The organism is Pseudomonas sp. GW821-FHT09D08 (assembly GCF_059416305.1).
Map to the genome: position 1 here is coordinate 1 of NZ_JBWKOX010000022.1, position 26063 is coordinate 26063.

Annotated in this window: 26 protein-coding genes and 1 pseudogene; 18 read left to right on the forward strand and 9 right to left on the reverse strand. The window is 60.9% G+C overall.

The genetic code is table 11. The features are described from left to right. Positions 1-371: 371 nt before the first annotated feature. The 4 genes and pseudogenes from AC07OP_RS26710 (at position 372) to AC07OP_RS26725 (ending at position 2652) form a co-directional block, all read left to right on the forward strand. On the forward strand, positions 372-701 hold the full coding sequence (locus AC07OP_RS26710; RefSeq protein ID WP_065937839.1) for a hypothetical protein: 330 nt from the start codon (positions 372-374) through the stop codon (positions 699-701). Between the two features lie 24 nt (positions 702-725). Beyond that, entirely contained in the window at positions 726-1097 is a 372-nt protein-coding gene (locus AC07OP_RS26715) for a PH domain-containing protein (RefSeq protein ID WP_253491952.1), read from the forward strand. A gap of 644 nt (positions 1098-1741) precedes the next feature. Next, positions 1742-2387: pseudogene (locus tag AC07OP_RS26720) on the forward strand (S-type pyocin domain-containing protein); the annotation flags it as partial. A gap of 19 nt (positions 2388-2406) precedes the next feature. Next, complete coding sequence (locus AC07OP_RS26725; RefSeq protein ID WP_371856066.1) at positions 2407-2652, forward strand: colicin E3-like toxin immunity protein; 246 nt, start codon at positions 2407-2409, stop codon at positions 2650-2652. A 228-nt stretch (positions 2653-2880) separates the two neighbouring features. On the opposite strand, the gene AC07OP_RS26730 is transcribed toward AC07OP_RS26725, so the two are convergent. From AC07OP_RS26730 to AC07OP_RS26740, 3 genes are all read right to left on the reverse strand, one after another. Next, positions 2881-3447, reverse strand: coding sequence for a hypothetical protein (locus AC07OP_RS26730; protein WP_495102748.1), 567 nt, complete (start codon positions 3445-3447; stop codon positions 2881-2883). 74 nt (positions 3448-3521) lie between these two features. After that, on the reverse strand, positions 3522-4874 hold the full coding sequence (locus AC07OP_RS26735; RefSeq protein ID WP_495102749.1) for a sensor histidine kinase: 1353 nt from the start codon (positions 4872-4874) through the stop codon (positions 3522-3524). Next, on the reverse strand, positions 4871-5533 hold the full coding sequence (locus tag AC07OP_RS26740) for a response regulator (protein ID WP_495102750.1): 663 nt from the start codon (positions 5531-5533) through the stop codon (positions 4871-4873). The genes AC07OP_RS26735 and AC07OP_RS26740 overlap by 4 nt, the downstream gene beginning before the upstream one ends. Positions 5534-5680: 147 nt before the next feature. On the opposite strand from AC07OP_RS26740, the gene AC07OP_RS26745 reads away from it, so the two are divergent. From AC07OP_RS26745 to AC07OP_RS26765, 5 genes are read left to right on the forward strand one after another with little or no spacing between them, the layout of a single operon-like run. Next, positions 5681-5947 (forward strand): PepSY domain-containing protein, encoded by a 267-nt coding sequence (locus AC07OP_RS26745; protein ID WP_167656666.1) that lies wholly within the window; start codon positions 5681-5683, stop codon positions 5945-5947. After that, positions 5947-6492, forward strand: coding sequence for a cytochrome b/b6 domain-containing protein (locus AC07OP_RS26750; protein WP_115488672.1), 546 nt, complete (start codon positions 5947-5949; stop codon positions 6490-6492). Before AC07OP_RS26745 ends, AC07OP_RS26750 begins: the two co-directional genes overlap by 1 nt. 22 nt (positions 6493-6514) lie before the next feature. Beyond that, positions 6515-7783, forward strand: coding sequence for a sialidase family protein (locus AC07OP_RS26755; protein ID WP_495102751.1), 1269 nt, complete (start codon positions 6515-6517; stop codon positions 7781-7783). Next, positions 7783-8382 carry a hypothetical protein gene (locus tag AC07OP_RS26760; RefSeq protein WP_495102752.1) on the forward strand — a complete coding sequence of 200 codons (600 nt, stop codon included), beginning with the start codon at positions 7783-7785 and terminating at the stop codon, positions 8380-8382. The genes AC07OP_RS26755 and AC07OP_RS26760 overlap by 1 nt, the downstream gene beginning before the upstream one ends. Then, the gene (locus tag AC07OP_RS26765) at positions 8382-10403 is read left to right on the forward strand and encodes an LTA synthase family protein (protein WP_495102753.1); all 2022 of its coding nucleotides are present in this window, start codon (positions 8382-8384) and stop codon (positions 10401-10403) included. Before AC07OP_RS26760 ends, AC07OP_RS26765 begins: the two co-directional genes overlap by 1 nt. Here the strand turns inward: AC07OP_RS26765 and AC07OP_RS26770 are convergent, their stop codons facing one another. Both AC07OP_RS26770 and AC07OP_RS26775 read right to left on the reverse strand, forming a co-directional pair. Beyond that, positions 10404-10778 carry a c-type cytochrome gene (locus tag AC07OP_RS26770; protein WP_027607602.1) on the reverse strand — a complete coding sequence of 125 codons (375 nt, stop codon included), beginning with the start codon at positions 10776-10778 and terminating at the stop codon, positions 10404-10406. Between the two features lie 42 nt (positions 10779-10820). Beyond that, positions 10821-11363 (reverse strand): demethoxyubiquinone hydroxylase family protein, encoded by a 543-nt coding sequence (locus AC07OP_RS26775; RefSeq protein ID WP_223841625.1) that lies wholly within the window; start codon positions 11361-11363, stop codon positions 10821-10823. A 198-nt stretch (positions 11364-11561) separates the two neighbouring features. Between AC07OP_RS26775 and AC07OP_RS26780 the strand changes: the two genes are divergently transcribed. The 3 genes from AC07OP_RS26780 to AC07OP_RS26790 all read left to right on the forward strand — a co-directional run bounded on the left by AC07OP_RS26780 (position 11562) and on the right by AC07OP_RS26790 (position 14993). Continuing rightward, positions 11562-11942, forward strand: coding sequence for a response regulator (locus AC07OP_RS26780; RefSeq protein ID WP_027607604.1), 381 nt, complete (start codon positions 11562-11564; stop codon positions 11940-11942). 196 nt (positions 11943-12138) lie between these two features. Then, a complete protein-coding gene (locus AC07OP_RS26785) occupies positions 12139-12753 on the forward strand; it encodes a biliverdin-producing heme oxygenase (RefSeq protein WP_495102754.1) in 615 nt (204 codons plus the stop codon). Further along, positions 12750-14993, forward strand: coding sequence for an ATP-binding protein (locus AC07OP_RS26790; RefSeq protein WP_092359272.1), 2244 nt, complete (start codon positions 12750-12752; stop codon positions 14991-14993). Before AC07OP_RS26785 ends, AC07OP_RS26790 begins: the two co-directional genes overlap by 4 nt. Positions 14994-15015: 22 nt before the next feature. On the opposite strand, the gene AC07OP_RS26795 is transcribed toward AC07OP_RS26790, so the two are convergent. Together AC07OP_RS26795 and AC07OP_RS26800 are read right to left on the reverse strand one after the other, a co-directional pair. Beyond that, the gene (locus AC07OP_RS26795) at positions 15016-16335 is read right to left on the reverse strand and encodes an ATP-binding protein (RefSeq protein WP_027607607.1); all 1320 of its coding nucleotides are present in this window, start codon (positions 16333-16335) and stop codon (positions 15016-15018) included. Continuing rightward, a complete protein-coding gene (locus tag AC07OP_RS26800) occupies positions 16332-17042 on the reverse strand; it encodes a response regulator (protein ID WP_065926005.1) in 711 nt (236 codons plus the stop codon). Before AC07OP_RS26800 ends, AC07OP_RS26795 begins: the two co-directional genes overlap by 4 nt. Before the next feature lie 164 nt (positions 17043-17206). Between AC07OP_RS26800 and AC07OP_RS26805 the strand changes: the two genes are divergently transcribed. The 4 genes from AC07OP_RS26805 (at position 17207) to AC07OP_RS26820 (ending at position 21485) form a co-directional block, all read left to right on the forward strand. After that, a complete protein-coding gene (locus AC07OP_RS26805; protein ID WP_141155964.1) occupies positions 17207-17995 on the forward strand; it encodes an MlaA family lipoprotein in 789 nt (262 codons plus the stop codon). Positions 17996-18129: 134 nt separating this feature from the next. Continuing rightward, positions 18130-18327: a hypothetical protein gene (locus AC07OP_RS26810; protein WP_141155965.1), complete on the forward strand. Its 198-nt coding sequence runs from the start codon at positions 18130-18132 to the stop codon at positions 18325-18327. Between the two features lie 122 nt (positions 18328-18449). Next, positions 18450-20348 carry an alkaline phosphatase D family protein gene (locus tag AC07OP_RS26815; protein WP_495102755.1) on the forward strand — a complete coding sequence of 633 codons (1899 nt, stop codon included), beginning with the start codon at positions 18450-18452 and terminating at the stop codon, positions 20346-20348. Between the two features lie 135 nt (positions 20349-20483). After that, positions 20484-21485 carry a diguanylate cyclase domain-containing protein gene (locus tag AC07OP_RS26820; RefSeq protein WP_495102756.1) on the forward strand — a complete coding sequence of 334 codons (1002 nt, stop codon included), beginning with the start codon at positions 20484-20486 and terminating at the stop codon, positions 21483-21485. A 10-nt stretch (positions 21486-21495) separates the two neighbouring features. On the opposite strand, the gene AC07OP_RS26825 is transcribed toward AC07OP_RS26820, so the two are convergent. Then, the gene (locus tag AC07OP_RS26825; RefSeq protein WP_495102757.1) at positions 21496-22524 is read right to left on the reverse strand and encodes an amino acid ABC transporter substrate-binding protein; all 1029 of its coding nucleotides are present in this window, start codon (positions 22522-22524) and stop codon (positions 21496-21498) included. A 223-nt stretch (positions 22525-22747) separates the two neighbouring features. Between AC07OP_RS26825 and AC07OP_RS26830 the strand changes: the two genes are divergently transcribed. Both AC07OP_RS26830 and AC07OP_RS26835 read left to right on the forward strand, forming a co-directional pair. Continuing rightward, the gene (locus AC07OP_RS26830) at positions 22748-23998 is read left to right on the forward strand and encodes a 2-aminoadipate transaminase (protein WP_495102758.1); all 1251 of its coding nucleotides are present in this window, start codon (positions 22748-22750) and stop codon (positions 23996-23998) included. A gap of 101 nt (positions 23999-24099) precedes the next feature. After that, positions 24100-24816, forward strand: a complete 717-nt coding sequence (locus AC07OP_RS26835) for a hypothetical protein (protein ID WP_092359284.1) — start codon at positions 24100-24102, stop codon at positions 24814-24816. Positions 24817-24857: 41 nt separating this feature from the next. Here AC07OP_RS26835 and ptaA read toward each other — a convergent pair whose 3' ends face one another. Next, positions 24858-25940, reverse strand: a complete 1083-nt coding sequence (ptaA, locus tag AC07OP_RS26840; RefSeq protein WP_495102759.1) for a pyoverdine biosynthesis transaminase PtaA — start codon at positions 25938-25940, stop codon at positions 24858-24860. Between the last annotated feature and the right edge of the window lie 123 nt (positions 25941-26063).

Consider the following 26063-nt stretch of genomic DNA (forward strand, 5'->3'; position numbering starts at 1 on the left):
TTTTCAGAAGCTTTCGAAGATTTCTTCAACAACTTCAACCACTTGCGCTTTCGATCTCTCGTCAGCGGGAGGCGAATAATACAGTATTGAATTACCTGGTCAACCCCCTTCTGGAAAATCTTCTCCTTAACAGAGAACCCACACCGCGACGCAACGACGCTCTCCTTTATAAAGAAGGGCTTCGTTGCTTCTATATAGATAGAAGGTGTACTTGGCCAATAGGGGATGCGGCTGCCAAGGATCACGGCGGTGTCCCCATGAAGTCAGGCGACTCTTTAATACCGCAGGAGAGCCCGGTACGCATCGGGTCTTTGTTTTCACGCCCAGAACAGGGATCATCGCCCTCCCCCAACCCCAGAGGAACCGAGACCATGGAATTGACGCTGGAAGCTGTTGCGCTCTTTGCACTCAAGCTCGTGCATGAGGAGGACGGCGGCAGCCCGGTGTTGAGGGACGACCTGGTGATGGATAGGTATGAGCGGGAGGTGTTCGGGTTGCTGGTGCGACAGGGGGATCTGCCGGGAATTCTGCTGAAGATAGATGAGTGCGTGCTGCAGGCGCTGGTCGCTTTGGGTGGGGCCGATACGGTATTGGGACGTGAGCTGCAGCGGTTGTCTACCGACGTACAGCAAGCCTCCACACTGGAGGAACTCAAGCCACTGCTCGCGACACTGAAGGACTACCTTAAAGCCATTCAATAGCGGACTCACCACAAGGACCTTCACATGATCGACTTCAACAACAAAGGCTTCTTCAAACTCAAGCAAAACAACGAATACGCCGAACGCGTCGCGGCCCTGCTGCTGGAAGACGAAGAAGTCATCGACGCCTACAAAGCCATGCGCGACGGCGTGGTGTTCACCACCAAACGCATCATCGCAGTGAACGTACAAGGCATAACAGGCAGCAAGAAGGACTTCACCTCGCTGCCGTACAAGAACATCGTCGCGTACTCGGTGGAAACGTCCGGCACGTTTGATCTGGATTCGGAACTGGAGATTTACTTTTCGTCGTTGGGGAAAGTGAAATTTGAATTCACCGGCAAGACCTCGATTGTTGAAATCTCGCGCTTGATCTCCAAGCACTTGCTGAGCTGATCAGCAGGCATGCTTCAGAGCATCACCGATGACGCCTATTGATCGTCACCCACGCTGTTGAACCGAGCCCGGTCACCTAAAAGTAAACCGACGCTGACTACACGCAACCTCATCAAATAAATGGAGCCCCCAGTCAACAGCTGACGCTTCACCGCCACTGAAGTGAACGTGACAGTAAACCGTGCCAGCGGCCTGTGGTCGTTCGATTTCGCGCCGATGTAACGTTGAACCGCGCGGCGAGCAAATCGCCGCGCGCCTTACCTCGCCACACTCTCCACCACTACCTGTTGCCTGATTTCTCGCCGACATGGATACAGTGAGTGTCATGCCAGTTGAAAACCCGGCCTTCACCGACAATTCCCACATTTGAGTCACTGAACGAAACAAACGAAAATCGAAATAATCGAAGCAGCGCGACTGACCCAAACATCAGTCTACTTTTCCGACACTAGCCAACGAATTAAGCCGACATCAGCTTCTGATCCCCCCTCGGGGCCTCGCTCCCTCGCACAAGGAAGTGAGCCATCCATGTCAGAACGCTTTTATCCCCCCACCGAAGAAGAGTTACTCAAACAGCGAATCCTGACCCACAGCCGTCGCGGGCGCCGTATTCGCCATCTGTTGATTTTTACGAGCCATCCCCGCGTTCGCAGATGCGTTTGCATATCGAGCAACGCGAGGACGGCACGCTCAAGGAGTATGGGTTTTACACCGGTAATAATCCTGACTGGCAAATGATTGATGTGGTGCAGTTCCAAAGCCGTGGCGATCAGTTCGTGGCGGATTTGGGTGAGGGTGTCGAGCTGATCTGGACGCCCGCCGTTGATCCAAGTGACACGCTGGGTATTCCGACCCTGGAGGCTGCGCCGCAAGCGCCGGTAATCTGGATTTACCCACCGACGGAGAAGGCCGCGCAGATTCTGGTGAGCCCGATTTATCCGCCGGAGTATCGGGATTTTATTCTGGTGTTCCCGGTGGAGTCGGGGGTTTGACCGCTGTATGTGGTGGTTAGTGTTAAGGCTGGGGATCACAAGTACCACAAGGCTCCAAATACTGAACAAATAACTGGCTTTGGAAACCTAACCCATGACTCCCAGACAGGGCGGTGCCGGGCTGAGAGAGCGTTGGATTGAGGAAAAAGGCAGGAAGATCTATGAATGGGACTCCCAACATGGAGAGTTGGAAGTTTATCTCGCAAGTGATGGGAGCCATTTAGGTGCGTTCAGTCACATAACCGGCGAGCAGCTAAAAGAGCCGAAGAAAAAACGAAACATCAAAAAATATCTATGAGGGACACATGGGACTAAAAATGAGATTGGAATGGTTCGACAGAACCACAGAGTGGCTACGCGGAACGGAGGACTCAGCGGACCTAGGAAACGACTACTCCGTGATTTCTAAACTTGGACTGTCGATAGACGAGGACGTCAATAACGGTATGTTTGAACTGCGGCGGGAATGGCTATCACTGATACAGACACACTTCTCTCATGAAATTGCTCTTTCAGAAAGCGACTACTTCATCGCGTTTGATTACGAAGGTGCAAACGAATAACACAGACTTAGAGAATTCATCTTCATGCGCAGACTGTCGTTCAGGCAAGCCTCCACGAAGTTGGCTTTCACTTTATCCACGAGGACGAAAAAGGAAACGTTTTCGAATCAGAGCATTGGTACTTCGGCGAAGTCAGCACGACCGATGAAGACCCTGGCGGAGAGCGCTGGAAGTATCAAACCTTCAGGTCCTTCCAGGCGCAGCATCCGCATTTGTTCGGCCGTCCACCTAACCCTCTTTCGCCTCACTCCCCTCCCCCCCAATCAGAACCCGTTTCCCCGGATCCGTAATATCAAACACCTGCTGCGCACACGCCGAGGGTTTGAACTGGAACTCCACCAGATACACCTTGCCCTTTTCAGGCTGGAAGCTACTTAACAGAGGCCCGCAAATGGCGTAGATGCCAGGGCGTGAGTCGGTGGACGAACTGGCAACGGTCAGCTTCTTGCCAGGATCTGCCTGGATCTCCAACTGCGGGAAGCGCTTGAACCCAGCGCTGGCCACCGTCTGGTTGAGCTTTGCAATCCAGTTGAAGACGCGGCCTTCACCTGTATCCATCACCGTGCCCAGGGTTTCCATGCGTTCATCGGGGTCGCCTTCGCGGCGTATCGAGAACTCGACGGGAGCGGTGCCGCCGTAGGCTTTCATGATGACTTTGGCGTGCTCAGCATCGACGGCCACGGTTTTCTGACGCAGTTGGATGCCGTCCTTGAGCAGGCTGGGCGATGAGTCACGTTGGTTGGATTGGCAGGCACATAGCGCCAGGGCCAAGGACAGCAGCGCGATTCGCTTCACGGGAGGATGTCCTTATCAGGGTGAACGATGATGACTGGACCTGTGATTAAACAGAATGTTCCGCCATGATCGCCTCAGGTCTCGTTAAACACCAACCGCGCACACAGCCCGCCCTGCTCCCGGTTATGCAACGCCAACCGGCTGCCGATCTTGCCCACGATCATCTCCACAATCGCCAGCCCCAGCCCAGCGCCATTGGCATTGCCACGGCTGTAGAACCGCTCGAACAAACGCCCCATTTCTGCCTCATCAATGCCCGGGCCCTGGTCCTCCACGCTCAGGCAATGGGCGCCAATGACCACTTTGACTTCGCTGCCCGGCGGGGAGAAGTTGAGGGCATTGGTCACCAGGTTTTGCAGGGCAATGGCCAGCGCCACCGGCTCGGTTTCGATCCAACAGTCTTCATCCCCTTCCAGCACCAACTCCACGCCTTTCTCCATGGCCAGCGGTGTCAGTTCGGCGAGTTCTTCGCGCACCAGTTCGGTGAGTTGTACACGGCTGCGCTTGGGGTTGTTCAACTGCGGCTCGATGCGCGCCATGGTCAACAGTTGGCTGCCAATGCGGGTGGCACGATCGACGCCATTGACCAGGAAATCCAAGGCTTCGCGCCGCTGGGCCTCGGTACCGGCGCTTTGGGCGTTCTGCGCGTGGATGCGCAGGATCGCCAGGGGGGTGCGCAGTTCGTGGGCGGCGTCGGCGATGAAGCGGCGCTCGCGTTCCAATAGGTCATCCACCTGGACCAACAGCCGGTTGAGCGCGGTTTGCATCGGCTCCAGGTCGCTGGGCAGCGGCTTGAGGTGCAGCGGTTGCAGGGTCTCGGCGGTTCGCCCGCGAATCTTGCGGGCCATGGCGCGCAGGGGTTTGAGGCCCCAGCCGATCACCAGCCAGATCAACACCGTGAGCAACGGCACGCCGATCAATGTAGGCCAGAGGGTGTGGCGCATGATGCGCTGGATCACGTCCTGGCGAATATCGTCGCGCTCGCCCACCCAGATCAGCAGGCCCTGTTGCGGATCGGCGAGGAGAAAAGCGCACCAGTCGTTGCCGTTGTCCATGATGTCGTGGGAGCCGAGGGTAGCCGGCGGTGCGGCCAACACCGGCGCTTCGGTGGAGCGTACGAGCAATTGGCCGTCGCTGCGCCACACCTGGAAGGTCAACCGGGTTTCATAAGGGTGAGCGACGCCGCCTTCGCCGACACGGCTCATGGCCTGATCGAAGGCCTGGTACAGCCGGTCCCAATCAGCCTCGCCGGGGTCGCGTTGGCGTAGCACGCCTTGCAACAGGCGCGCGCTTTGGGCGAGCTGGGCGTCGTAGACTTCTTCGATTTCGTGGTGGCTATCGCGCAGCACCAGCCAGCTGATCAGCGCGTCGCCCAACAGGATCAGCACCAGGACAGGGATGAGGATACGAGCACGCACGGAGGTCATGGTTTGAGCGCCAGTACATAGCCAACGCCGCGCACGGTGCGGATCAGCTCGGTGGATAACTTTTTACGCAGGTTATGGATCAACACTTCCAAGGTGTTGCTCTCGACCCGGTCCTGCCAGCCATATAACGCGCGGGACAGGCGCTCGCGGGTCACCACTTTGCCGGGGCGCACCATCAGTTGGTGCAGCAGTTGGTACTCCATCGGCGTCACGATGATGTCCGCGTCCAGGTACCGCACCTGCTGGGTGGCCGGGTCGAGGCTGACGCCGGCATGTTCCAGCATCGGTTGCGCGCGCCCCTGGCTGCGGCGCAGCAGGGCACGCACGCGGGCCTTGAGTTCTTCCACAGCGAAGGGCTTGACCAGGTAATCATCGGCACCGGCATCCAGGCCGGCAATGCGCTCGGCGGTGCCGTCGCGGGCGGTGAGGATCAGTACCGGCAGGTCGTGCTGCTCGGCGCGCAGTTGCTGCAACAGGTCCAGGCCATCGAGGCGCGGCAGGCCGAGGTCGAGCAGCAACAGGTCGAAGCTTTCCGTGCGCAGGGCATGCAGGGCCGCAACGCCATCCTGCAACCAATCCAGGGTGTAGCCTTCAACGCCCAATGCCACGCGAATCCCTTGGCCAAGGGCGCGATCATCTTCGACAAGGAGTAGGCGCATAGCAAAGTCTCTGTAGGAATCGGCGGCATCATGCCGGGTTCTGGGCGGGGCTATTCCGGCAAAGATGTTACGGCGCGTTGCCAACTAAGGTTGCCCTAAGGTTGGTTTTGCACTGTTAAATCTCCCACATCTGCTGAGAGCTTTTCCATGCGCAAAATTCTCCTGCTGTCCCTGATTATCGCCAGCCCCCTGGCCGTTGCCGGTCCGCAATGCACCACCGCCGAACGCTCGCAATGGCAAGACGAAAAAACCTTCCAGGACAAGCTCAAGGCCGAAGGCTACGAGATCAGCAAGTTCAAGGTCACCGATGGCAACTGCTACGAGATCTACGGCTTCGACAAGGACAAGCGCAAGGTCGAGATCTACCACGACCCGGTCACCGGCAAGGCCGTGAAGACTGAGATCAAAGGCTGATGCCAGGCGAATCCCTGCGCCTGTGGGACCCACTGGTGAGGCTGTTTCATCTGTCGATCGCCGGGGTCTTCGTCGCCAATTACTTCTTTAACGAAGCGGGCGACGACTGGCATGTCTGGCTGGGCTACTACGCCATGGCCTGGCTGCTGGTACGAACGGTGTGGGGGTTCATCGGGCCGCGCAGTGCACGCTGGGCGGACTTCTGGCCGACCCCGAAACGCTTGAACACCCATCTGCGCTCGCTGCTCAACCGCCGCCCGCAACACCGCCTGGGCCATTCGCCCATCGGTGCGCTGGTGATGCTGTCGATGTTGCTGGCGTTGCTGACCATCGGTGTCAGCGGCTTTTTGATGCAGGAAGTGGATGCCCTGTGGGGCGCCGATTGGCCCCTGCAAATCCATGAGACCGCCGCCAATGTGCTGCTGGGCCTGGTGTGCATCCATGTGCTGGCCGCGGTGTTTGAAAGTATCCAGGTGCGGGACAACCTGCCGTTATCCATGCTCACCGGTCGCAGGAAGCGCCTGCCGGATGAGCGTGCGCAGTAATCCTTTTCTCGACAGGTCCTCTATGCGCTCCGCCTTACTGATCTGCAGCCTGCTCGCCGTCTTCGTGGCCGCGTGGCTAAGCCATCCGCCCCATGTGCTGGCCCCCTTTGCCCAAGTGACGCCAAACACCTCGAAGGTGACGGCGGCGCCGCAATACACCAGCCGTTTTGTGTCCTCGCAGCTCACGGACTTTGTGCACTCTTCCTCCGTCACCGCCCTGCCCGGCGGCGACTTGATGGCCGTGTGGTTTGCCGGTTCGCGGGAAGGCGCCGCCGATGTGCAGGTGCGCACCGCACGCTTCGATGCGCGCAGCGGCGAATGGGGCACCGAGCAGGTGCTGGCCACGCGGGAAAGCACCCGCGACGGCACCCAGCGCTATATCCGCAAACTCGGCAACCCGGTCATCGCCCTCGGGCCGGATAAACGCCTGTGGATGTTTTATGTGTCGGTGTCGGTCGGCGGCTGGGCCACCAGTGCGATCAACCTGATGGTCTCGGATGACCTCGGCGCCAACTGGTCCGCGCCCCGGCAGTTGGTGACCTCACCGTTTTTCAACATCAGTACCCTGGTACGCGCCGCGCCGGTGTTCCACGCCGACGGCTCCATCGGCCTGCCGGTGTACCACGAGTTCATGGGCAAGTTTGCCGAGTACCTGTACTTGAGTGCCGACGGCGCGGTAATCGACAAATTCCGCATCAGCCGCGGCAAGAATTCCCTGCAACCGACCATCGTGCCGCTGGATGGCAAGCGTGCCGTGGCAATGTTGCGCTACGCCGGCGACACCCACCACCGCGTCCTGGCCAGCCGCACCGAAGATGCGGGGCAAACCTGGAGCGAGCCATACCCCCTGGAACCGGCAAATCCCAATTCATCGTTGGCGGCGGTGGGTACCGAGGATGACGGGCTGCTCGTGGCCCTGAACGACCTGCAGGACGGCCGCTTCAAGCTCAGCCTCTACGGCACCGACGCCCAGCTCAGCCAATGGCGCACTGTGGTGCAACTGGATGAGTCACCCGACCCGCTCGGCCAACCGTTCTCCCCCGAGGCCTATAAAGCAATCATCGGCGAAGGCTTCCGCGCCTCCAGTGGCGCCAAACGCCTGCCGCTGGAACAGCGCTTTCTCAGCAACCTCGACTACCGCGTGTGCAAACCCCAAGGCTGCGATTTCGAATACGAGTACCCGTACTTCAGCCGCAGCCCGGACGGCATGTACCACGTGGTGTACTCGTGGAATAACACCTTTATCAAACATGTCAGCTTCAACGAAGCCTGGCTGGCGGAGCGTCTGTGATGGTTTCTCTGTGGCAGGCCCATTTGAGTTTTGTGCTGCTGGGGTTTGTGCTGTTGAGCACGCTCAGGTTTACCGCTCCCTGGCGGCCATGGCTGCTGCCGGTGCTGGTGGCGGTCAGTTTTATCCCAGTCAACGCGCTGCCGCTGGCGGCGTATGTGCGCAGTTTTACCGATGACCTGGCCATCTGCACATTGGTGCTGTTGGCGTGGGTCATGCTCAGCCGCCTGGGCTTAGTGCAACCGCTCGCTCGTCGGCATCAGGTGCAGATGTTGCTGCTGTTTGGCCTACTGAGCCTGGCGCTGTACCCGGCCACGTTGGGCCTGACTTACTTCGACCCGTACCGCTGGGGCTTCAACCCGCGGCCGATGATCGTCCTGGTGGCGGCGGCCGCACTGTTGATGCTGTGGCTGCGTAATACGCTGGCGGTGTGGATGCTGGCGGTGGGCACGTTGGCCTTTGCGTTACGGCTCAAGGCGTCGGAAAACTATTGGGATTATCTGGTCGACCCGTTGCTGACCGGTTACTGCCTGATCGCCGGCGCGGGACTGCTGATCAGCGCCGCCTGGCGCCCTCTTTTGAAATGGCATCGGGGTCAATGATGAGTGCGTTGCAATCACGCCGCCTGCGCTACGGCCTGGGCGCGATCGGGTTGGTATTTGTGTTGCTGGCTGCGTTGCGGCTGGTGTTTGTGCTGGTTTTTTCCGGCCTGGACTTGAACACCCCGGCGCTGCTGGAAACCCTGGGAATCGGCCTGCGTTTCGACCTGCGCCTGGCGGTGTTGCTCCTGCTGCCGCTGGCCGCGCTGGCGTGGTTGCCGCGCTGGAACCTCACCACCCTGCCGGCCCTGCGCTGGCTGGCGCGCGCTTATCTGGTCATCGCACTGGCGGCGGTGGGGCTGGTGTACATCATCGACTTCGGCCACTACGCCTACCTCGGCGTGCGTATCAATGCGACGGTGCTGCGCTACCTGCAGGATGCGCAGATTTCCCAGCAGATGGTGTGGGAAACCTACCCGGTACTGTGGATAACCGCCTGCTGGCTCGCGGCAGTGACGCTTTGGGTCTGGGCATTGGTCTGCCTGGAGCGGTTGACCCTGGATCGAGCGCCCGCCCTTATCGGCAAACCGGCACTGGCAGTGGTGAGTGTGATGGGCGTCGTCGCGGTGCTGCTGGCCCTGCTCGGCCGTGTCGCCCATCTCAACCTGGAAAACCCGGTGCCCCTGCGCTGGAGCGATGCCTTCTTTGCCGGCAACAGCCAACTGGCCGCCGTGGGCCTGAACCCGGTGCTGTTTTTGTATGACACGCTCAAGGTCGGCCAATCGCAGTTCGATGAGGCCCAGGTCCGCCAGTATTACCCGCAAGTCGCCCAATACCTGGGCGTGACCCAACCCGATGCCCAGTCCCTGGACTTCATCCGCGAACAAGGCGTGCAGCCCTATCGACTGGCCGGCGAGCGCCCACCCAACGTAATTTTCGTGATGCTCGAATCCCTCGGCACCAGCGCCGTAGGCGCCTATGGCAACCCGCTCAACCCCACGCCGAACCTGGACAAACTGGCGACGCAAAGCTGGTTCTTCAAACACTTCTATGTGCCTGTCACCGGCACGGCCAAAACCGTGTGGGCCAGCATCACCGGCGTGCCCGACGTCACCCGCCAGGAGACCGCCACGCGCAACCCGCTGATCACCCGGCAACACACATTGATCAATGCATTCGAGGGCTACCAGAAGTTCTACATGATCGGCGGCAACGCCGGCTGGGCGAATATCAATGCACTGATCCGCCAGAGCATCGACGATGTGCAGTTGTTCGAAGAGAGCGACTGGCAATCGCCACGGGTAGACGTGTGGGGGATTTCCGACCTGGACCTGTTCAAGGAAGCTGACGATCTGCTGAGCACGCTTCCCAAGGACCAACCGTTCTTTGCCTACCTGCAAACCTCCGGCAACCATCGCCCCTTCACCATCCCCAGGCACAACGATGGCTTCCAGCTCAGCCACGTGACGCTGGAACAGGCCCAGGCCGCGGGGTCCCGCAGTGTCGAGCAGTACAACGCCGTGCGTCTGCTGGACTACAACATCGGCCGGCTGATGGACATCGCCAAGGCCGGTGGCTACTACGACAACAGCATCTTTGTGTTCTTCGGTGACCACAACACCCGCATCAGCCAGATCCCGCACATGGCGCCGGCCTTCGAACAGCTGGGCCTGGAAAGTAACAACGTGCCGCTGCTGATCCACGCACCCGGCCTTGCGCCGCGGGTGATCGAAGAAGCGGTGGGGCTGGCCGACCTGCTGCCCACCGTGGCCGGCATGGCAGGCGTACCGTTCCGCAACGGTGCGATGGGCCGGGACATCCAGCAACCGGCGCCCGAGGGCGAGCGCGTGGTGCCGCTGGTATTGCGCGAAGGCACCTTCCCGATCATCGGCGGCGTGACCCGGCACTTTTTGCTGCAGATGCAGCACGACGGTAGCTCACCCACCTTGCATGACCTGGCATCACTCACCCCGCGTGACGATGTGGCCGCGCAGCACCCCGAGGAGTTCCAGCGATTGCAGGCACTGACCCGTGGGCTGCACGAGAGTGCGCGGTTGATGCTGTTCAGGAATGTGCGTGAGTGATTACTTGGGTTGGAACGTCTCGAGGTACGCCAGGATATTGTCGATTTTTTCCGGGTCGCTGATGCCCCAGAAAATCATGCGCGTACCACTCACCACCTTTTTGGGCGCTTCGATGTAGGCCGCGAGCTTGTCGCGGGTCCAGACCACACCGGAGTTTTTCATCGCGTCCGAATATTGATAGTCGGTGGTGGTGCCGGCAGGTCGGCCGATGATGCCGTTGAGCTCCGGGCCAAAGCCACCGCGTGCGCCTTCGCCGACGCTGTGGCAGCCGCCGCAGGTCTTGGTGAAGAGTTTGCCGCCGGCCTCGGCATCGCCGGCGGCATTGGCGGCGCCGGTATTAAGGATCAGCGCAAGGGTCAGCAGGACGTACTTCATGGGTGACTCCACATCGGTGTTGGCGGCGATTATGCCGGTTTGTCAGGAGCGCATGCCCATCCAGATCACCGCTTCGGTCCACGCCGTAACCACCGGCGTCAGCGCACGGAACCAGGGATCCTGCACATCGATCTGCGCAGCCGAGTGGTCATGGTGGTGTTGCTCTTCTTCAACGATGGAAGCAATGGCCGCCACGGCCAGTGGGTCGATTTCGCGTAACGCATGAAGCTGATGGGCCAGGTGCTTGAGCACCACGCTTTCCACCGCGACGGTGGTGGCAACAATAGCCTTGCGCCCGCACACCCCGGTGAGCAGACCCAGCACCAGTCCGCCAAGGCCGCACAGCCAGTAGCTGCGGCAGCGTCGGTAACCCCGTCGTTGCAACTCGGCCTGGAACACCGCGCGATGGCGACGTTCGTGGGACAGGAATTCCTCGAGCTCACCCACCATGCCGGGTACAAACAATCGCGCCATAAACAGCTGGCCGCTGTAGATACAGATCGCCCCATGCTCGCCGGCGTGGTCGACTTTGATCATGCGATTGCCCAGGTCAGGGTCGATCAAGGGGGCTGCGGAAGCGTTCACGGTTGACGACCTTGTGCGAGGGCCCACGGGATTCGGGCCGATCCTGATTGCAGAACGCCGGTATCCTGCCGTACCTCCGCGCAAATGCGCAACCTAGACCCTCAAAACTGACCACCCATCGCCCCATACGCATCCAATCGAACCTATCCGACCCTGTTCCACTCCACCTTACTGAACCCTGATGGTGGAGTAAGGATCATGGCTCAGCCATCGATTTTGGTATTGGAAGACGACGAGATCATTCGGTCGTTGATGGTGGATGTACTGGAGGATTTCGGCGCGGTTGTGACGTCTTTTCCTTCAGCCGATGAAGGAATGATTTACCTGGAGCGCGGCGATGATCCGGTGGACTTGATTGTCAGCGATGTGCAGATGCCGGGGTTGCTCAACGGCTATGACTTGAGCCGGGTAGTGGCTCATCGCTGGCCGTCGGTGCCGGTACTGCTCACCTCCGGCAATGCCAAACTTGCACAGCAATTGGGCGGCTCCGTGCGGTTTCTGCCCAAGCCGTGGAGCACCGAACATTTGCTTGAGTGTGTGCAAACGGCGCTGACTCAGCAGGGCTCATCCATGCATTGATAGCTTCGCGATATCACTTTTGCCGAACTTCACAGCCTGCCTTGTGGTCACTTGCATCAGCAGGGAGCGACTTTTCTGATTCGCTGGTCAGTCTTTTCGTCTTGTGCGTTCAGCTGATGCTCACCTGTTGTGTAGAATTGTCGCCTTTTACAACGCGTCATTCATGGCCGGAAGGCCCACAGTTCGAGCTCATTGCATGCATTCACAGGCCCATGATGATGGTGCGCCCTCATTGCTGGACGCGTTGCGCGCAGGCACCGGCCTATTGCACGTAGCCTTGGAAGAACGCCTGCCGTTTTTTTCCGAGGAGCTGGATGCCGACTGGTATCGGCGCCTGATCCAGGCGTATTACGGGTTTTACCGGCCGATTGAAGCAGCGCTGTACGGCTGTGAGTTTATCCCTGAAGGCTTCGACCCGGCGTTGCGTATGAAAACGCCGACGCTGATCAGCGATCTTCACGCCCTTGGCCTGGACGCCTGCGCGATCAACGCCTTGCCGCATTGTGGGCAATTGCCCGCTTTCGACACCCCCGCCGCCTGCCTCGGCGCCTTGTATGTGCTTGAAGGCGCGACCCTGGGCGGCCAGGTACTGCGTCGGGAAATGGCTCGACGCCTGGCGCTGGACGCCGATAACGGAGGGGCATTCCTCGATGTATACGGTGCCGAAACCGGTCGGCGCTGGAAAGATTTTCTCGACTACCTGGGCCGCCTGCCGCTGGACGCGCCAGCCAAACAGTGCGCGGTGCACGCGGCCCGTTCGACATTCAGCTGCTTTGAGCAATGGCTCGACAGCCAGGAGGTACTGCTATGAAACCCGAAGATTTTGAAGAACTGCTTGCCAACTGTGCCGACGAGCCCATCCGCTTTCCAGGGGCGATCCAACCCCACGGTGTGCTGCTGACGTTGTCGGAGCCCGACCTGAACATCATTCAAGTCAGCACTAACGTCGCCAGCCTGTTCAACCGCGCCCCCGAGTCGTTGCTGGGCCAGCCACTGCACACGCTGATCGGTGCCGAGCATGCCCAGGCCGTGCAGGCCATGGCCGAACACAACAGCTTCTTTGATGCGCCGCCTTTGCACGTCACCCTCAACGGCGCCGAGTTCGAAGGCCTGTTGCACCGCCATCAGGACGTGCTGGTGCTGGAATTCGAACCGCGGCTCAAGGACTTCCGGCCACGGGCCCTGAAAGGCCGCAGCAGTGACTTGGGCAAGATGCTGCAACGTTTGCAATCAGCGAAAACCCTGCAAGCGCTGTACGAAATCAGCGTGACTGAAATCCAGGCCATGACCGGTTACGACCGGGTGTTGATCTACCGCTTCGAAGAAGAAGGCCATGGCCAGGTGATCGCGGAAGCGTCGGCACCGTCCATGGAGCTGTTCAACGGGCTGTTCTTCCCCGCGTCCGACATCCCGGAACAAGCCCGCGAGCTGTATCGCACCAACTGGTTGCGCATCATCCCGAATGCGGCCTACGAGCCGGTGCCATTGCTGCCCAAGCTGCGCCCGGACACCGGCGAACCGCTGGATTTGAGCTTTGCCACCCTGCGCAGCGTGTCGCCGATTCACTGCCAGTACATGCAAAACATGGGCGTGCTGTCGTCCATGAGCATTTCGCTGATGAAGGGCGACAAGCTCTGGGGCCTGATCAGTTGCGGCAACCGCGAGCCGCTGCTGGTACCCAATGATTTGCGCATCACCTGCCAGACCATCGGCCAGGTGCTGTCATTGCAGATCAGCGCCATGGAAGCCCTGGACCTGAGCCGTCAGCGGGAAGAAAAAGTCGAGGCCCTGGCGTTGCTGGATAAAGCCATGAAGGCCTCCGAAGAAAACGTGTTCGATGGCCTGGCCCAGCGCGGCCAGGTGCTGATGGACCTGACCTTGTCCGGCGGCGTGGCGATCATCGAAGACAAGCAATTGCACCGCTACGGCAACTGCCCGGAACCGGCGCAGATCCGGGCCTTGCACAAGTGGCTGCAGGACAGCGGCGAGCCGGTGTTCTCCAGCCATAACCTGGTGTCGATCTACCCGCCAGGCGCCGAGTTCCAACAGGTGGCCAGCGGTGTCCTGGCCATGAGCCTGCCAAAGCCTGTGGATAACGGCGTGCTGTGGTTCCGCCCGGAAGTGAAAGAAAACATCAACTGGAGTGGTGACCCGAAAAAGCCGCTCGACCTGGAAAACTCCGACGCCGGCCTGCGCCTTCGCCCACGTACCTCGTTTGAAATCTGGAAGGTGGAGATGGCCGGTATTTCCACCAAGTGGAGCCATGGCGACCTGTTCGCCGCCAACGACCTGCGCCGCTCTGCCTTGGAAAACGACCTGGCCCGCCAGGTGCTGCGCGAACAACAGGCCGTGCGCGCCCGCGATGACCTGGTGGCGGTGGTGTCCCACGACCTGCGCAACCCGATGACGGTGATCTCCATGCTCTGCGGCATGATGCAAAAGGCCTTCAGCTCCGACGGCCCGCACACCTCGCGACGCATTTCCTCGGCCATCGACACCATGCAACAGGCCGCCGGACGCATGAACGTCTTGCTGGAAGACTTGCTCGACACCTCGAAAATCGAGGCCGGGCGCTACGTGGTCAAACCCGTGGCCCTGGACGTCAGCCAAATGTTCGAAGAGGCCTATTCCCTGCTCGCGCCGTTGGCGATGGAAAAAGGCATCGACCTGTCGTTCAACGCCGAGCCTGGCCTGCAGATCAACGGCGACCCGGAGCGGCTGTTCCAGGTGCTGTCGAACCTGATCGGCAATGCCATCAAGTTCACTCCGCGCCAGGGCAATATCGGCATCAGTGCGATGACCAATGGTGAAGAGATCGTGTTTTCGGTGCGTGACTCAGGCGAAGGTATTGCGCCTGATCAACTGCCCCACGTGTTTGATCGCTACTGGACCCAGTCGGAAAACAATCCCACCGGCACCGGCCTGGGGCTGTATATCACCCAGGGGATTGTCCAGGCCCATGGCGGCAAGATCATGGCTGAAAGTGAAGTGGGGCGTGGCAGTGAGTTCCGGTTTACGGTGCCGAAGGTGATTGAGGACTCCCATACCTGACCGCCCCTGTGGCGAGCGCCGGTTACACCGGCAACACCACCACCGCCTCCAACCCACCACCCTGGCGCTCCGACAGGGTGAGTGTGCCGCCGTGTTCCAGCACAATCGCACGGGCGGTAGACAGCCCAAGTCCGACGCCGCCGGTGCTTTTGTTGCGTGAATTTTCGAGGCGGTAGAACGGCAGGAACACCTGTTCGCGATACTGCGCCGCAATCCCCGGGCCGCGATCCAGCACGCGGATCACCACTTCAGCCGGCCCTTGTTGCAGTTCGATTTCCGGCGCCCGACCGTAGTGAATGGCATTGTCCATCAGGTTGGTCATCACCCGCTTGAGGCCCAGGGGCCGGCCAAAGTACACCAGGCGCGGCGGTCCGCTGAAAGCCAGTTCAATCGCCTGGTCGCGGTAGTCGTCGATCAGGGTTTGCAGCAGTTCCGCCAGGTCCAGCTGGGTGGCCTGCTCCAGGCGTGCGTCGTCGCGGAAGAACGCCAGGGCCGTGTTGATCATGGCCTGCATTTCATCGACATCATTGAACAGCCGGCGTTGCTGGTCGGCATCTTCGATGAATTCACCGCGCAGGCGCAGGCGGGTCAGGGGCGCACGCAGGTCGTGGGAAATGGCCGCGAGCATTTGCGTGCGGTCCTGGATAAAGTGCCGCAACTGCGCCTGCATGCCGTTGAACGCGAGGATCGCCTGGCGGATTTCGTGGGGCCCGACCGGTTCGATGGGCGGCGCGCGGAAGTCGGCGCCAAAGCGCCGCGCGCCCTGGGCGAAGTGTTGCAGGGGGCGAGCCAGGCGACGGGTCGCGACCAGGGTAACCAGCGCAGTCGAGATCAGCACCAGCAGCACCACAATCACGCTGCGCACGCCCTCGTCCAGCCCCCAACTGCGGGCACGGGCGCTGAACATCAGCCAGGATTGATCGGCCAGTTGCATCAGGAGCACATACTGCCCGTTGCCACCTGGCCAGTCGGACGGTTCGTAGGCTTCCATGGGCCGGGTCGGTCCCTGAAGCAGGTGCTTGAACGCTTGCTCCCCCGAATCAAAGTCCGGGTCGTTCAGCACGGGCAAATCAAAGGCCGCGCGCTGCGCTACCCACGTCACGCTGAAGGACTCATCGCCCATCACCTGAGCCAGGTGTGCTCGCTGGGCAGGCTGCGACGCCTCGACCGCGCGCACCACCACGGCGATCTTTTCCAGCAAGCCGATTTCGGTCAACGGTGGTCGTGCCCACACGCCCGCCAATTGTACGAACAGGGCGTTAAGCGCCAGCGCGGTAAACATCGCAACCAGGATGGTCAGGGCGATCCAGCGCGCTACGGTGTCACGCGGGCGGCGGCTCATGAACGGCTCACGCTGGCCGTGAATTGGTAACCGCCATTTCGCACCGTGCGGATCATGGCCGGGCGCTTGGTATCGAACTCCAGCTTGCGGCGCAGGCGGCTGACCTGCACGTCGATGCTGCGGTCGAACGCGTCATGGCTGTGGCCCCGCGCCAGGTTCAGCAGTTGTTCGCGGGTCAGCACGCGCTGGGGGTGTTCGACGAAGACCAGCAGCAGGTCGAATTCGCCGGATGACAGCGGGATCATCACCTCGTCGGGGGAGCGCAGTTCACGGCGCGTAACGTCCAGTTGCCAGCCCGCAAAGCGAATCAAGGGACGGGCAGACTCGCCCAACACCGGCCGCCCCTCGCCTGCCCGACGCAATACCGCACGCACCCGCGCCAGCAGTTCACGGGCGTCGAAGGGTTTGCTCAGGTAATCGTCGGCACCCATTTCCAGGCCTACCACGCGGTCACTGAGTTCGCCCATGGCGGTGAGCATGATCACCGGTGTTGCGTACTGCTGGCGCAGGCGCTGGCACAGCAACAAGCCGTTCTCCCCCGGCAACATCAGGTCAAGAATGATCAGGTCGGCGGGATGACGCTCCATGGCGGCCCACAGCTCGGTGCCACCGGCGACGGTCTCGACCGCATAGCCATGTTGCATAAAGAATTTCTTCAGCAGCGCGAGGACTTCAAGGTCATCGTCCACGATCAAAAGGTTGCTCACAGGCGGGCATCACTGGGTGTTGTCGATGCGCCATCTAAAACCATTCGGCGCAGCCCGTCATATATTTCAATCGTGCAATAAAGCGTCAGCGCCGCAATAAACCAGACATCTTTGCGCAAGGGACGGCTGCCAGCATCGGCCTCCCTTTTGCGGAGACCGTGCTTATGCGCTCGCTGACCTATCCCCGGCACCTGGCTCGTCAGGTCGTGCTGTTGTTGACCGTGTCTTACCTCACGGGCTGCGCCAGCCCGGCCCCCTCGGGCACCACCACCCGCTGCGCACAGGTGAATTACCCGGTGTATGACCCGGCCGAACCGCTCAATCGCGGGGTGTTTGCCTTCAACCGGGCGGTGGATAACTACGCCCTGGCGCCGGTAGCACGTGGCTACCGCTACCTGCCGGATTTTTTCCAGCAGGGTGTGCATAACTTCGCGAGCAACTTCAGCGAGCCGAAGGTGTTTATCAATGACCTGTTGCAAGGCAACCCAAGGCGCTCGGTCAATACCCTTGGGCGTTTTGCGCTGAATACCACAGTAGGGGTGGTGGGACTGATCGATGTATCAGACCGCGTGGGCATCCCGCGCCATAGCGCCGACTTCGGCCAGACATTCGGCGTGTGGGGCATCGGCAACGGGCCGATTGTCGAACTGCCACTGCTGGGTACCGGCAACAGCCGCGATGCGGCAGGCAAAGTCTTGAGTTTCCTGGTCTCGCCGTTGGGAGACAGTGACACCGTGCAGACCCTGGGCACCCTCAGCCTGGTGGGGGGCACCGTGGACACGCGGGCATCGCTGTTGCCGCTCACCGACAGCCTGCAAAAATTGCCGGACTACTACAGTGCATTACGTAACGTGGTGGCGCAAAACCGCGCGGCCTTTGTGCTGGAAGGCAAGGAAGGCGCGACCTCTTCCGCGACTGAGGGTTGCTCGAAAAGCGCGACCGATGACTTCTGAGGCGAGTTGCCACAGGGCGTCATATCTTGCAGCAGGGCGTTTATAGCTCGCCAGCACCCTGCTCTATAAGTTTGGCTGCACTTCGCTCCAAGGGGTGAAGTAACAGTCGACTAATAGGATAGAAGGACACGTCCATGCTCAGCTCTATCAACGCCACACCGCTCCCTCCCCTTCCCCCCACTGCGCCGCAGGACGCCACAGCCCTGCACCGCAAGAAACGCAGTATTGAAGAACCCCAGGCGCAACTGGAGCGTCAGGAGGCTGATGGTTCATCGCGCAGCCGACCCAGAAGTGGCGGCCTGGATACCCTGGGCAAAGGGAACTTGCTCTGAACCGCAGGAAGAAGGGCAGCGTATTGCCCTTCTTCCTTTTGCATACCGTCCCGCCTTAACAAAACACTGACATCCGTTGCGCTAACCTTGCCGGTTCAACCCTGGCCGGAGCCTGTTACTGCATGCCACATCCCGACACCTTGCCCGCCGTACTCGCCGGCCCTCTGCTGCGGCGCCTGGAACCCCGGCGCCTGGTGCTGTGGCTGGTGGGGAGCCGGGCATTGCCCCTGACCCTGAAACTGCACTGTGCCGAACAGTGCGTGGACATACAGCTGGGCCAGGATCGGTGCCAGATCGTGCCGGTGGGGCGCCAGGCGTTCATCCATCTGATTGATGTACGGTTGGACGAGGCGCTGCCCCAGGACGTAGTCATCCACTATGACCTGCTGGTCGACGACGCCGGCATTACCGAATGGGCACCGCACCTGCTGTACACCGACACACACTGCCCAAGTTTTGTACTGCACAGCCACATCCATCAGTTGGTACACGGCTCCTGCCGCAAACCTCACCACAGCGCCGACGAAGGCCTGCTCTGCGTCGATCGGCTGCTGGCCGATGCGCCGACCCCGGCCGACCGCCCAGCCTTGCTGATGATGAGCGGCGACCAGGTGTACGCCGACGATGTGGCCGGGCCGATGTTGCGGGCGATCCATGGGCTGATTGCGCGCCTGGGCCTGTTCGACGAGTACCTGGAAGGCGCGGTGGTAGAAGACAGCGCCAGCCTCTACGGGCATCACGCCAGCTACTACCACCGCGCGGACCTGCTACCCGCGCTGGACAGCAACGAGACCCTGCGCGAACGTTTTTTTGGGGGCGTGAAAAAGCCGATTTTCACCAGCAGCACCGCCGACAATCACCTGGTGACGTTCGCCGAAGTCATGGCAATGTACCTGCTGGTGTGGTCGCCCACCCCCTGGTCCCTGATCACCGTACAGCCACCGCAACTGAACGCCGATGAAACTGCGCGCTATGCCCGCGAACAAGTGCAGGTGGATAAATTTCGCGATGGCTTGCCGGGCGTGGCGCGGGTATTAGCCCATCTGCCCACCTTGATGATCTTTGACGATCACGACATCACCGACGACTGGAACCTCAGCGCACAATGGGAAGAAACCGCCTACGGCCATCCGTTCTCCAGACGCATCATCGGTAACGCCCTGCTGGCATACCTGCTGTGCCAGGGCTGGGGCAATAACCCGGACGCCTTTGATGAGCTGGTGGGCCACTCCCAGGCACTGGCCACCCAGGCGCAGAACAATCATTTGGACGCCCAGGCACAGGATGCTTTGCTCGCGGCGCTACTGAAGTTCCAGCAGTGGCACTACGTACTGCCCACCACCCCGGCCCTGGTGGTGCTCGACACCCGCACCCGGCGCTGGCGCAGCGAATTCACCCTCAAGCAACCGTCCGGCCTGCTGGACTGGGAAGCCTTGAGCGAACTGCAACAGGAACTGCTCGACCATCCCTCGGCCATCATCGTCTCCCCCGCGCCGATCTTCGGCGTCAAGCTGATCGAGACCGTGCAGAAAATCTTCAGTTGGTGCGGTCACCCGTTGCTGGTGGACGCAGAAAACTGGATGGCCCATCGCGGTGCGGCCCAGGTGATCCTCAATATCTTTCGCCACTCGCGCACACCGGGTAACTACGTGATCCTCTCGGGGGATGTGCACTATTCGTTCGTCTATGAAGTGCTGATCCGCCATCGCAACGCCGGCCCCAGGATCTGGCAGATCACCAGCAGCGGCATCAAGAACGAATTCCCGCCGCGCTTGCTGGAATGGTTCGACCGCCTCAACCGCTGGCTGTACTCGCCGCGCTCGCCCCTCAACTGGTTCACTCGCCGCCGCACCATGCAGGTGGTGCCGCATATCCCGGAGCATGCCGAGGCCGGTGAACGGTTATGGAATTCGGCAGGCATCGGCCAAGTGTTCTTCAACGAGCGGGGGCAGCCTGACACGATCTACCAGCACAACGCCGATGGGAAGGCACGTACGAGGATGATCGCGCCGAAGCAATAGCCCATGGCCCCCTCCTGTAACCGTCCATCCGCCCTATTCAAAGCGCACAAGCTCCGTTGTACAGTAGCTCCAGCCACGGAGTATCGGCATCAATATGACTGGCCTTGGACGCCAGCCCATGCAAGGAGCGCACAGATGGACGATACCTCCGACAACGGTAATTTCTCCCACCTCAATGCCGACATGCTGCATACCGTGCTGGAGCTGGTCAGCGACGGGATCTGGGACTGGAACGCCAATACCGGGTTCGTCTACCGCAACCCGGGCTGGTACGAAATGCTGGGCTACCCCCGCCACTCCCTGGAAAACAGCGTGTTCACCTGGGAGACCGTCATCCACCCGGAAGACTACCCCCACGTGATGACGCTGTTCGATGACTACATCCACCGTCGCGCCCCCCATTATCAAATCGAATACCGTTGCCGCAAAAAAGATGGCAGCTACCTGTGGATCGAAGACCGGGGCTACGTGATTGCCCGTAACCCCGATGGCTCGGTGGCGCGGATGGTCGGCGCCCATCGCGATATTCATATACGCAAGTGCTCCGTCGAACAGCTGGAGCGACGCAACCAATCCCTTGAGGCACTGGTGGCCGAGCGCACGCGCGAGTTGTCACGGGTCAACCAGCAGTTGCAATTACAGCTGGACGAAAACCGCTCCCTGGCCGAACGGGATGCCCTGACCCTTGTTGCCAACCGCTATCGCCTGGAAAAAGTCCTGCTGGAAGAATGCGACCGCGCCCAGCGTTTTCGCCTGCCGCTGGCATTGATCGCGATGGATATCGATGACTTCAAGCCCATCAACGACCGGCACGGGCACGGCGTCGGCGACCAGACCCTGGTGCAGGTCGTGGAATGCCTGGAAAGCTGCCTGCGCCAAGGCGACCTGCTGGCCCGCTGGGGGGGCGACGAGTTCATGGTGGTCCTGCCCAAGAGTTCGCTGGAAACCGCCACGCAGTTGGCCGAGGCCATCTGCCAGACGATGCGCAAGCGGCCGATGCGCGGCGACCTGCCCGTGACTCTGAGCCTGGGTGTGGCCGAGCGCCATATGGATGAATCCCCCGCCGCCCTGATGGCGCGTGCCGATCAGGCGTTGTATCGCGCCAAAGCGGCGGGGAAAGATGGCGTGTCGGCGTAAGCCGAGCCTGTCAGCGCACCGGTGGCGCGTACTGGATGCCGCCGTTGCTCCACAGGGCATTGAGCCCGCGCTTGATCTTCAGCACACTGCCTTGGCCGATGTTGCGCTCGAACACTTCACCGTAGTTACCGACCTGCTTGACGATCTGCACCACCCAATCCTTGCGCAGCTTGAGGTCCTTGCCGTACTCGCCGTCGGCGCCCAGCAGTCGCGCTACATCCGGATTTTTCGTGGTCTTGGCCTGCTCTTCGACGTTCTGCGAGGTGATGCCCATCTCCTCGGCGTTGATCATCGCAAACAAGGTCCACTTGACGATGCTGAACCACTCGTCATCGCCCTTGCGCACCAGTGGCCCCAGCGGCTCCTTGGAAATCACTTCCGGCAACACCACGAACTCATCCGGGTGGGCCATCTTGATCCGTTGGGCATACAGCCCCGACTGGTCGGTGGTGAGCACATCGCAACGCCCGGCTTCAAGGCCCTTGGCGCTTTCGTCGGCGGTGTCGAAGGTGATCGGCGTGAACTTCATGCCATGGGTACGAAAATAGTCGGAAACGTTGAGTTCGGTGGTGGTGCCGGCCTGGATGCACACGGTTGCACCGTCCAGTTGTCTGGCGGCGGTGACCCCCAGTTTGTTGTTCACCAGAAAGCCGATGCCGTCATAGTAGGTCACCCCCGTGAACACCAGGCCCATGCCCGAGTCGCGGGAGCTGGTCCAGGTGGTGTTGCGCGAAATCACGTCGATTTCGCCGGACTGCAGGGCAGTGAAACGCTCCTTGGCGGTCAATTGGGTGAACTTCACTTTGGATGCGTCACCAAATACGGCGGCCGCAACGGCGTGGCACACGTCCACATCGATGCCGGTCATCTTGCCCTGGCTGTCAGGCACGCCAAAACCTGGCAACCCGTCGCTGACCCCGCACTGGATAAACCCTTTTTTCTGGATCGCGTCCAGGGTCGAACCGGCGTGCGCGGTACCGGCCAGGCCAAACATGGCGGCGGCACTGATCATGGCCAAGGTAATGTTGAATCGGTTCATGCGAGGCTCTCCCTGTCGTTTCTTGTTATTCGGCGCCACACCGCCCGCGCCGGCTTCTGATGCTGCCGGGGGAGTATCGACGGGTTTACCGCGTGGCCACAAACGACCTTTTGGCAACAGCTCCTTCCGATTTGGAATGACCCGGCGACTTTATTTCGTTTGCGGCAGGGCGTGGCCCACGGCTTAGATAAAAATACACCCGCCACTGCCGAGTCCGAGATTCATGAGCCGCGAAACCATCAGCCAGTCGATTTCCATCGTTCATCCCATCAGCCTCAGCCATGGCAGCAACGCCGAGGTCTGGGACACAACGGGCAAACGCTATATCGATTTTGTCGGCGGGATCGGCGTGCTCAACCTTGGCCATTGCCACCCGGGCGTGGTGGCGGCGATTCGTGAACAGGCGACGAAGTTGACCCACTATGCGTTCAACGCTGCACCGCACACGCCCTACATCGAACTGATGGATCGCCTGACCGGGTTTATCCCGGTGGACTACCCCGTCAGCGGCATGCTCACCAACAGCGGTGCGGAAGCGGCAGAAAACGCCTTGAAGATCGTGCGCGGCGCCACCGGCCGCACGGCGGTGATCGCCTTTGACGGTGCCTTCCACGGCCGCACCCTGGCCACCCTCAACCTCAATGGCAAGGTGGCGCCCTACAAACAAAAGGTCGGCGTCCTGCCCGGCCCGGTGTATCACCTGCCCTACCCCAGCGCCGATAACGGCGTGAGCTGCGCTGAAGCGCTGAAAGCCATGGACCGCTTGTTCAGCGTGGAAATCGACGTCGCTGACGTCGCCTGTTTCATCATCGAGCCGGTGCAGGGCGAAGGCGGTTTCCTGGCGCTGAATATCGAGTTTGCCCACGCCCTGCGGCGCTTTTGCGATGAACACAATATCCTGCTGATTGCCGATGAGATCCAATCGGGCTTCGGGCGCACCGGCCAGCGTTTCGCCTTCTCACGCCTGGGCATCGAACCGGATCTGATCCTGCTGGGCAAAAGCATCGCCGGCGGCGTGCCGCTGGGTGCGGTAGTCGGGCGCAAGGCCTTGATGGACAACCTGCCCAAAGGCGGCCTCGGTGGTACTTACTCGGGTAACCCCATCGCTTGCGCGGCGGCATTGGCCACCCTCGATGCGATGACGGACGAACACTTGCAGGCCTGGGGCTCGCAGCAGGAAGAAGCGATCGTCGCCCGCTATGCCGCCTGGCGTTCGCAGCACCTGTCGCCGTACCTGGGTCGCCTGACCGGCGTCGGTGCCATGCGTGGCATCGAACTGGCCAACGCCGACGGCACGCCCGCGCCCCGGCAACTGGCCCAATTGCTGAGCCTGGCGCGAGACGCCGGGCTGTTGTTGATGCCCAGCGGCAAGTCGCGGCACATCGTGCGCTTGCTGGCACCGCTGACCATCGAGCCTGCGGTGTTGGAAGAAGGACTGGATATTCTCCAGGCGTGCCTGAAGCAGTTGGTTTGACGCCCTGCATTCGCCGGTCGGCAGCCTTGACCTGATCCCCCTCCCCGCTGAAAATGCGCGACGCTTTTTTGTCTTCCGTTTACTGAAGTAGTGAAATTTCAATGTCCGATTCTTACACCGAACACTCCGCCGAAGAATCCGTAGTCGCCTTGCACGCCAAAGCTGAATACGAAAACGCCATCAATCTTTCACAGCATGTGCCAGCCGCCAAGATCATCAGCGAGATGGTGCTGGACGCCTTTCACACCTCCAAGGAAAGCGACCAGATCCGCGAACTGCGCGTGGCCATCCGCCAGGCCCACGACGCCTTCGACGACGACAAGGCCTACGACCTGATGGGCCAGCTCAAGCAGCTCAAGGACGCCGAAGCCGCTGACAACCTTGCCCTTGAAGACCTGAGCGGCAAGTTCTCCATCAGCCGCATCCTGTCGAGCTTCAAGGATGATCCTGAGTTTCAGGAGCTGGTCTACGGGCTGGCCCTCAAAGTGCTGAACCAGTCTCACCAGGCCATCAGCAACCCAAGCGCCGGCAAAGGCAAGGCCGCTCGCCCCAAGAAAGAAGCCGAAGTGTTTGTGATCAGCAAGGACGGCACCAGCGTCACCCTACCGCTGCGCACGCCACGCTCGCGGTTGAACGTCGACCGTGAGGCGTTTGAGTTCCTGGGCTTCAGCTTTGTAGGCGAAGGCGACGAAGCCGAGCTGGAGGTTGAAAGCTTTGTGGATAACGCCGGCGTCGAGCAGCCGCTGAGCCGCAAGAGCGTGATTACTGCGCTGCAACAGCAGACGGCGTTTGAGGGCTACAGCATCGCGCAGCAGTGACACCGAATGTGGGAGGGAGAAAGCCCCCTCCCACATCGGCGCTAGACCGTCGCCGCAAACACCTCGCGAAACCGCTCCATCTCCCGCTTGTTCCCCAACGTCACGCGCACCCACTGCGGCCAGTTTTTCCACACCCGCCCGATGAATACGCCCTGTGCGGCAAGCTTGTCGATGACCTGCTCGGCCGGTTGCTTCACGTCGATCATGAAGCAGTTGGCCTGGGAGGCCGTGCAGGTGAAGCCACGGCCCTTGAGCCAGGTGATTGTTTCATCACGCAGCTGGGCATTGAGTGCCTTGCGTTGTGGCAGCAGCTTTACGTCTTCCAGGCTGGCGAGGCCGCCGAGCAGGGAAGCACCCGCCGGGACATTGTCACCGCCGAATACCGCCAGCCGTTCCAGCAGCGCCGGGTGGCCGATCGCCAGACCCAGGCGGGCGCCGGCCATGCCGTAGATTTTCGAGAAGGTGCGCAACACCAACAGGTCGTCATGGTCCTTGACCCAGCTCACCACGCTTGGGGTGTCGGCGAAGTCGATGTAGGCCTCGTCCACCACCAATACGCTGCCTTTGGGCTTGTTCGCCAGCGCCTGGCGAATAGCCTCGGTGGAGGTGAGGGTGCCCGTCGGATTGTTGGGATTGCAGACATAGAGCATCCCCGCCTGGGGATCGGCGGCGAGCATCGCGGGAACGTCGTGGGCGTGGTCGGCGTCAAGGTCCACTTCGCGCACCGGCGCCTTACGGGACTCGGCGGCCTGGCGCGGTACTTCGTAGGACGGCGTGGCCATCACCAGGCCGCGGGTTTCGCTGGTGAACGCCAGCACCGCGTAGCGCAGCGCGGCCATGGAGCCGGCGAATACCGCCACCTGCTCTTCGGCAATCCCGTGCTGCTGGGCAAACAGGCCGGCCAAGGCGTACATATGTTTGTACGGATACCGCCCGGCTGTCGCGATGCCGCGCTGCATCGCTTCGCGGGCCGCCGTCGAAGGCCCGTAGGGGCTTTCGTTGTAGTTGAGCAGTACCTTGTCAGTCTTGGTCGGCGCGGGTGCGGCGAGCGCCCAATCCAGGCGCCCGAGCAAAGGCAGGGCGGCGCCAAGAGCGAGAAGGGATCGACGACTAACGCTGACCATGGTGACTACTCCTTGTAGACGGGTGAGGAATTCGCACAGCTCGTATAGAAGGGTATGACGAGACAAGGAACGAAGGATTTAACCGAGCCACCATGAAAAAGCCCCGTACAACGTGCGAAGACG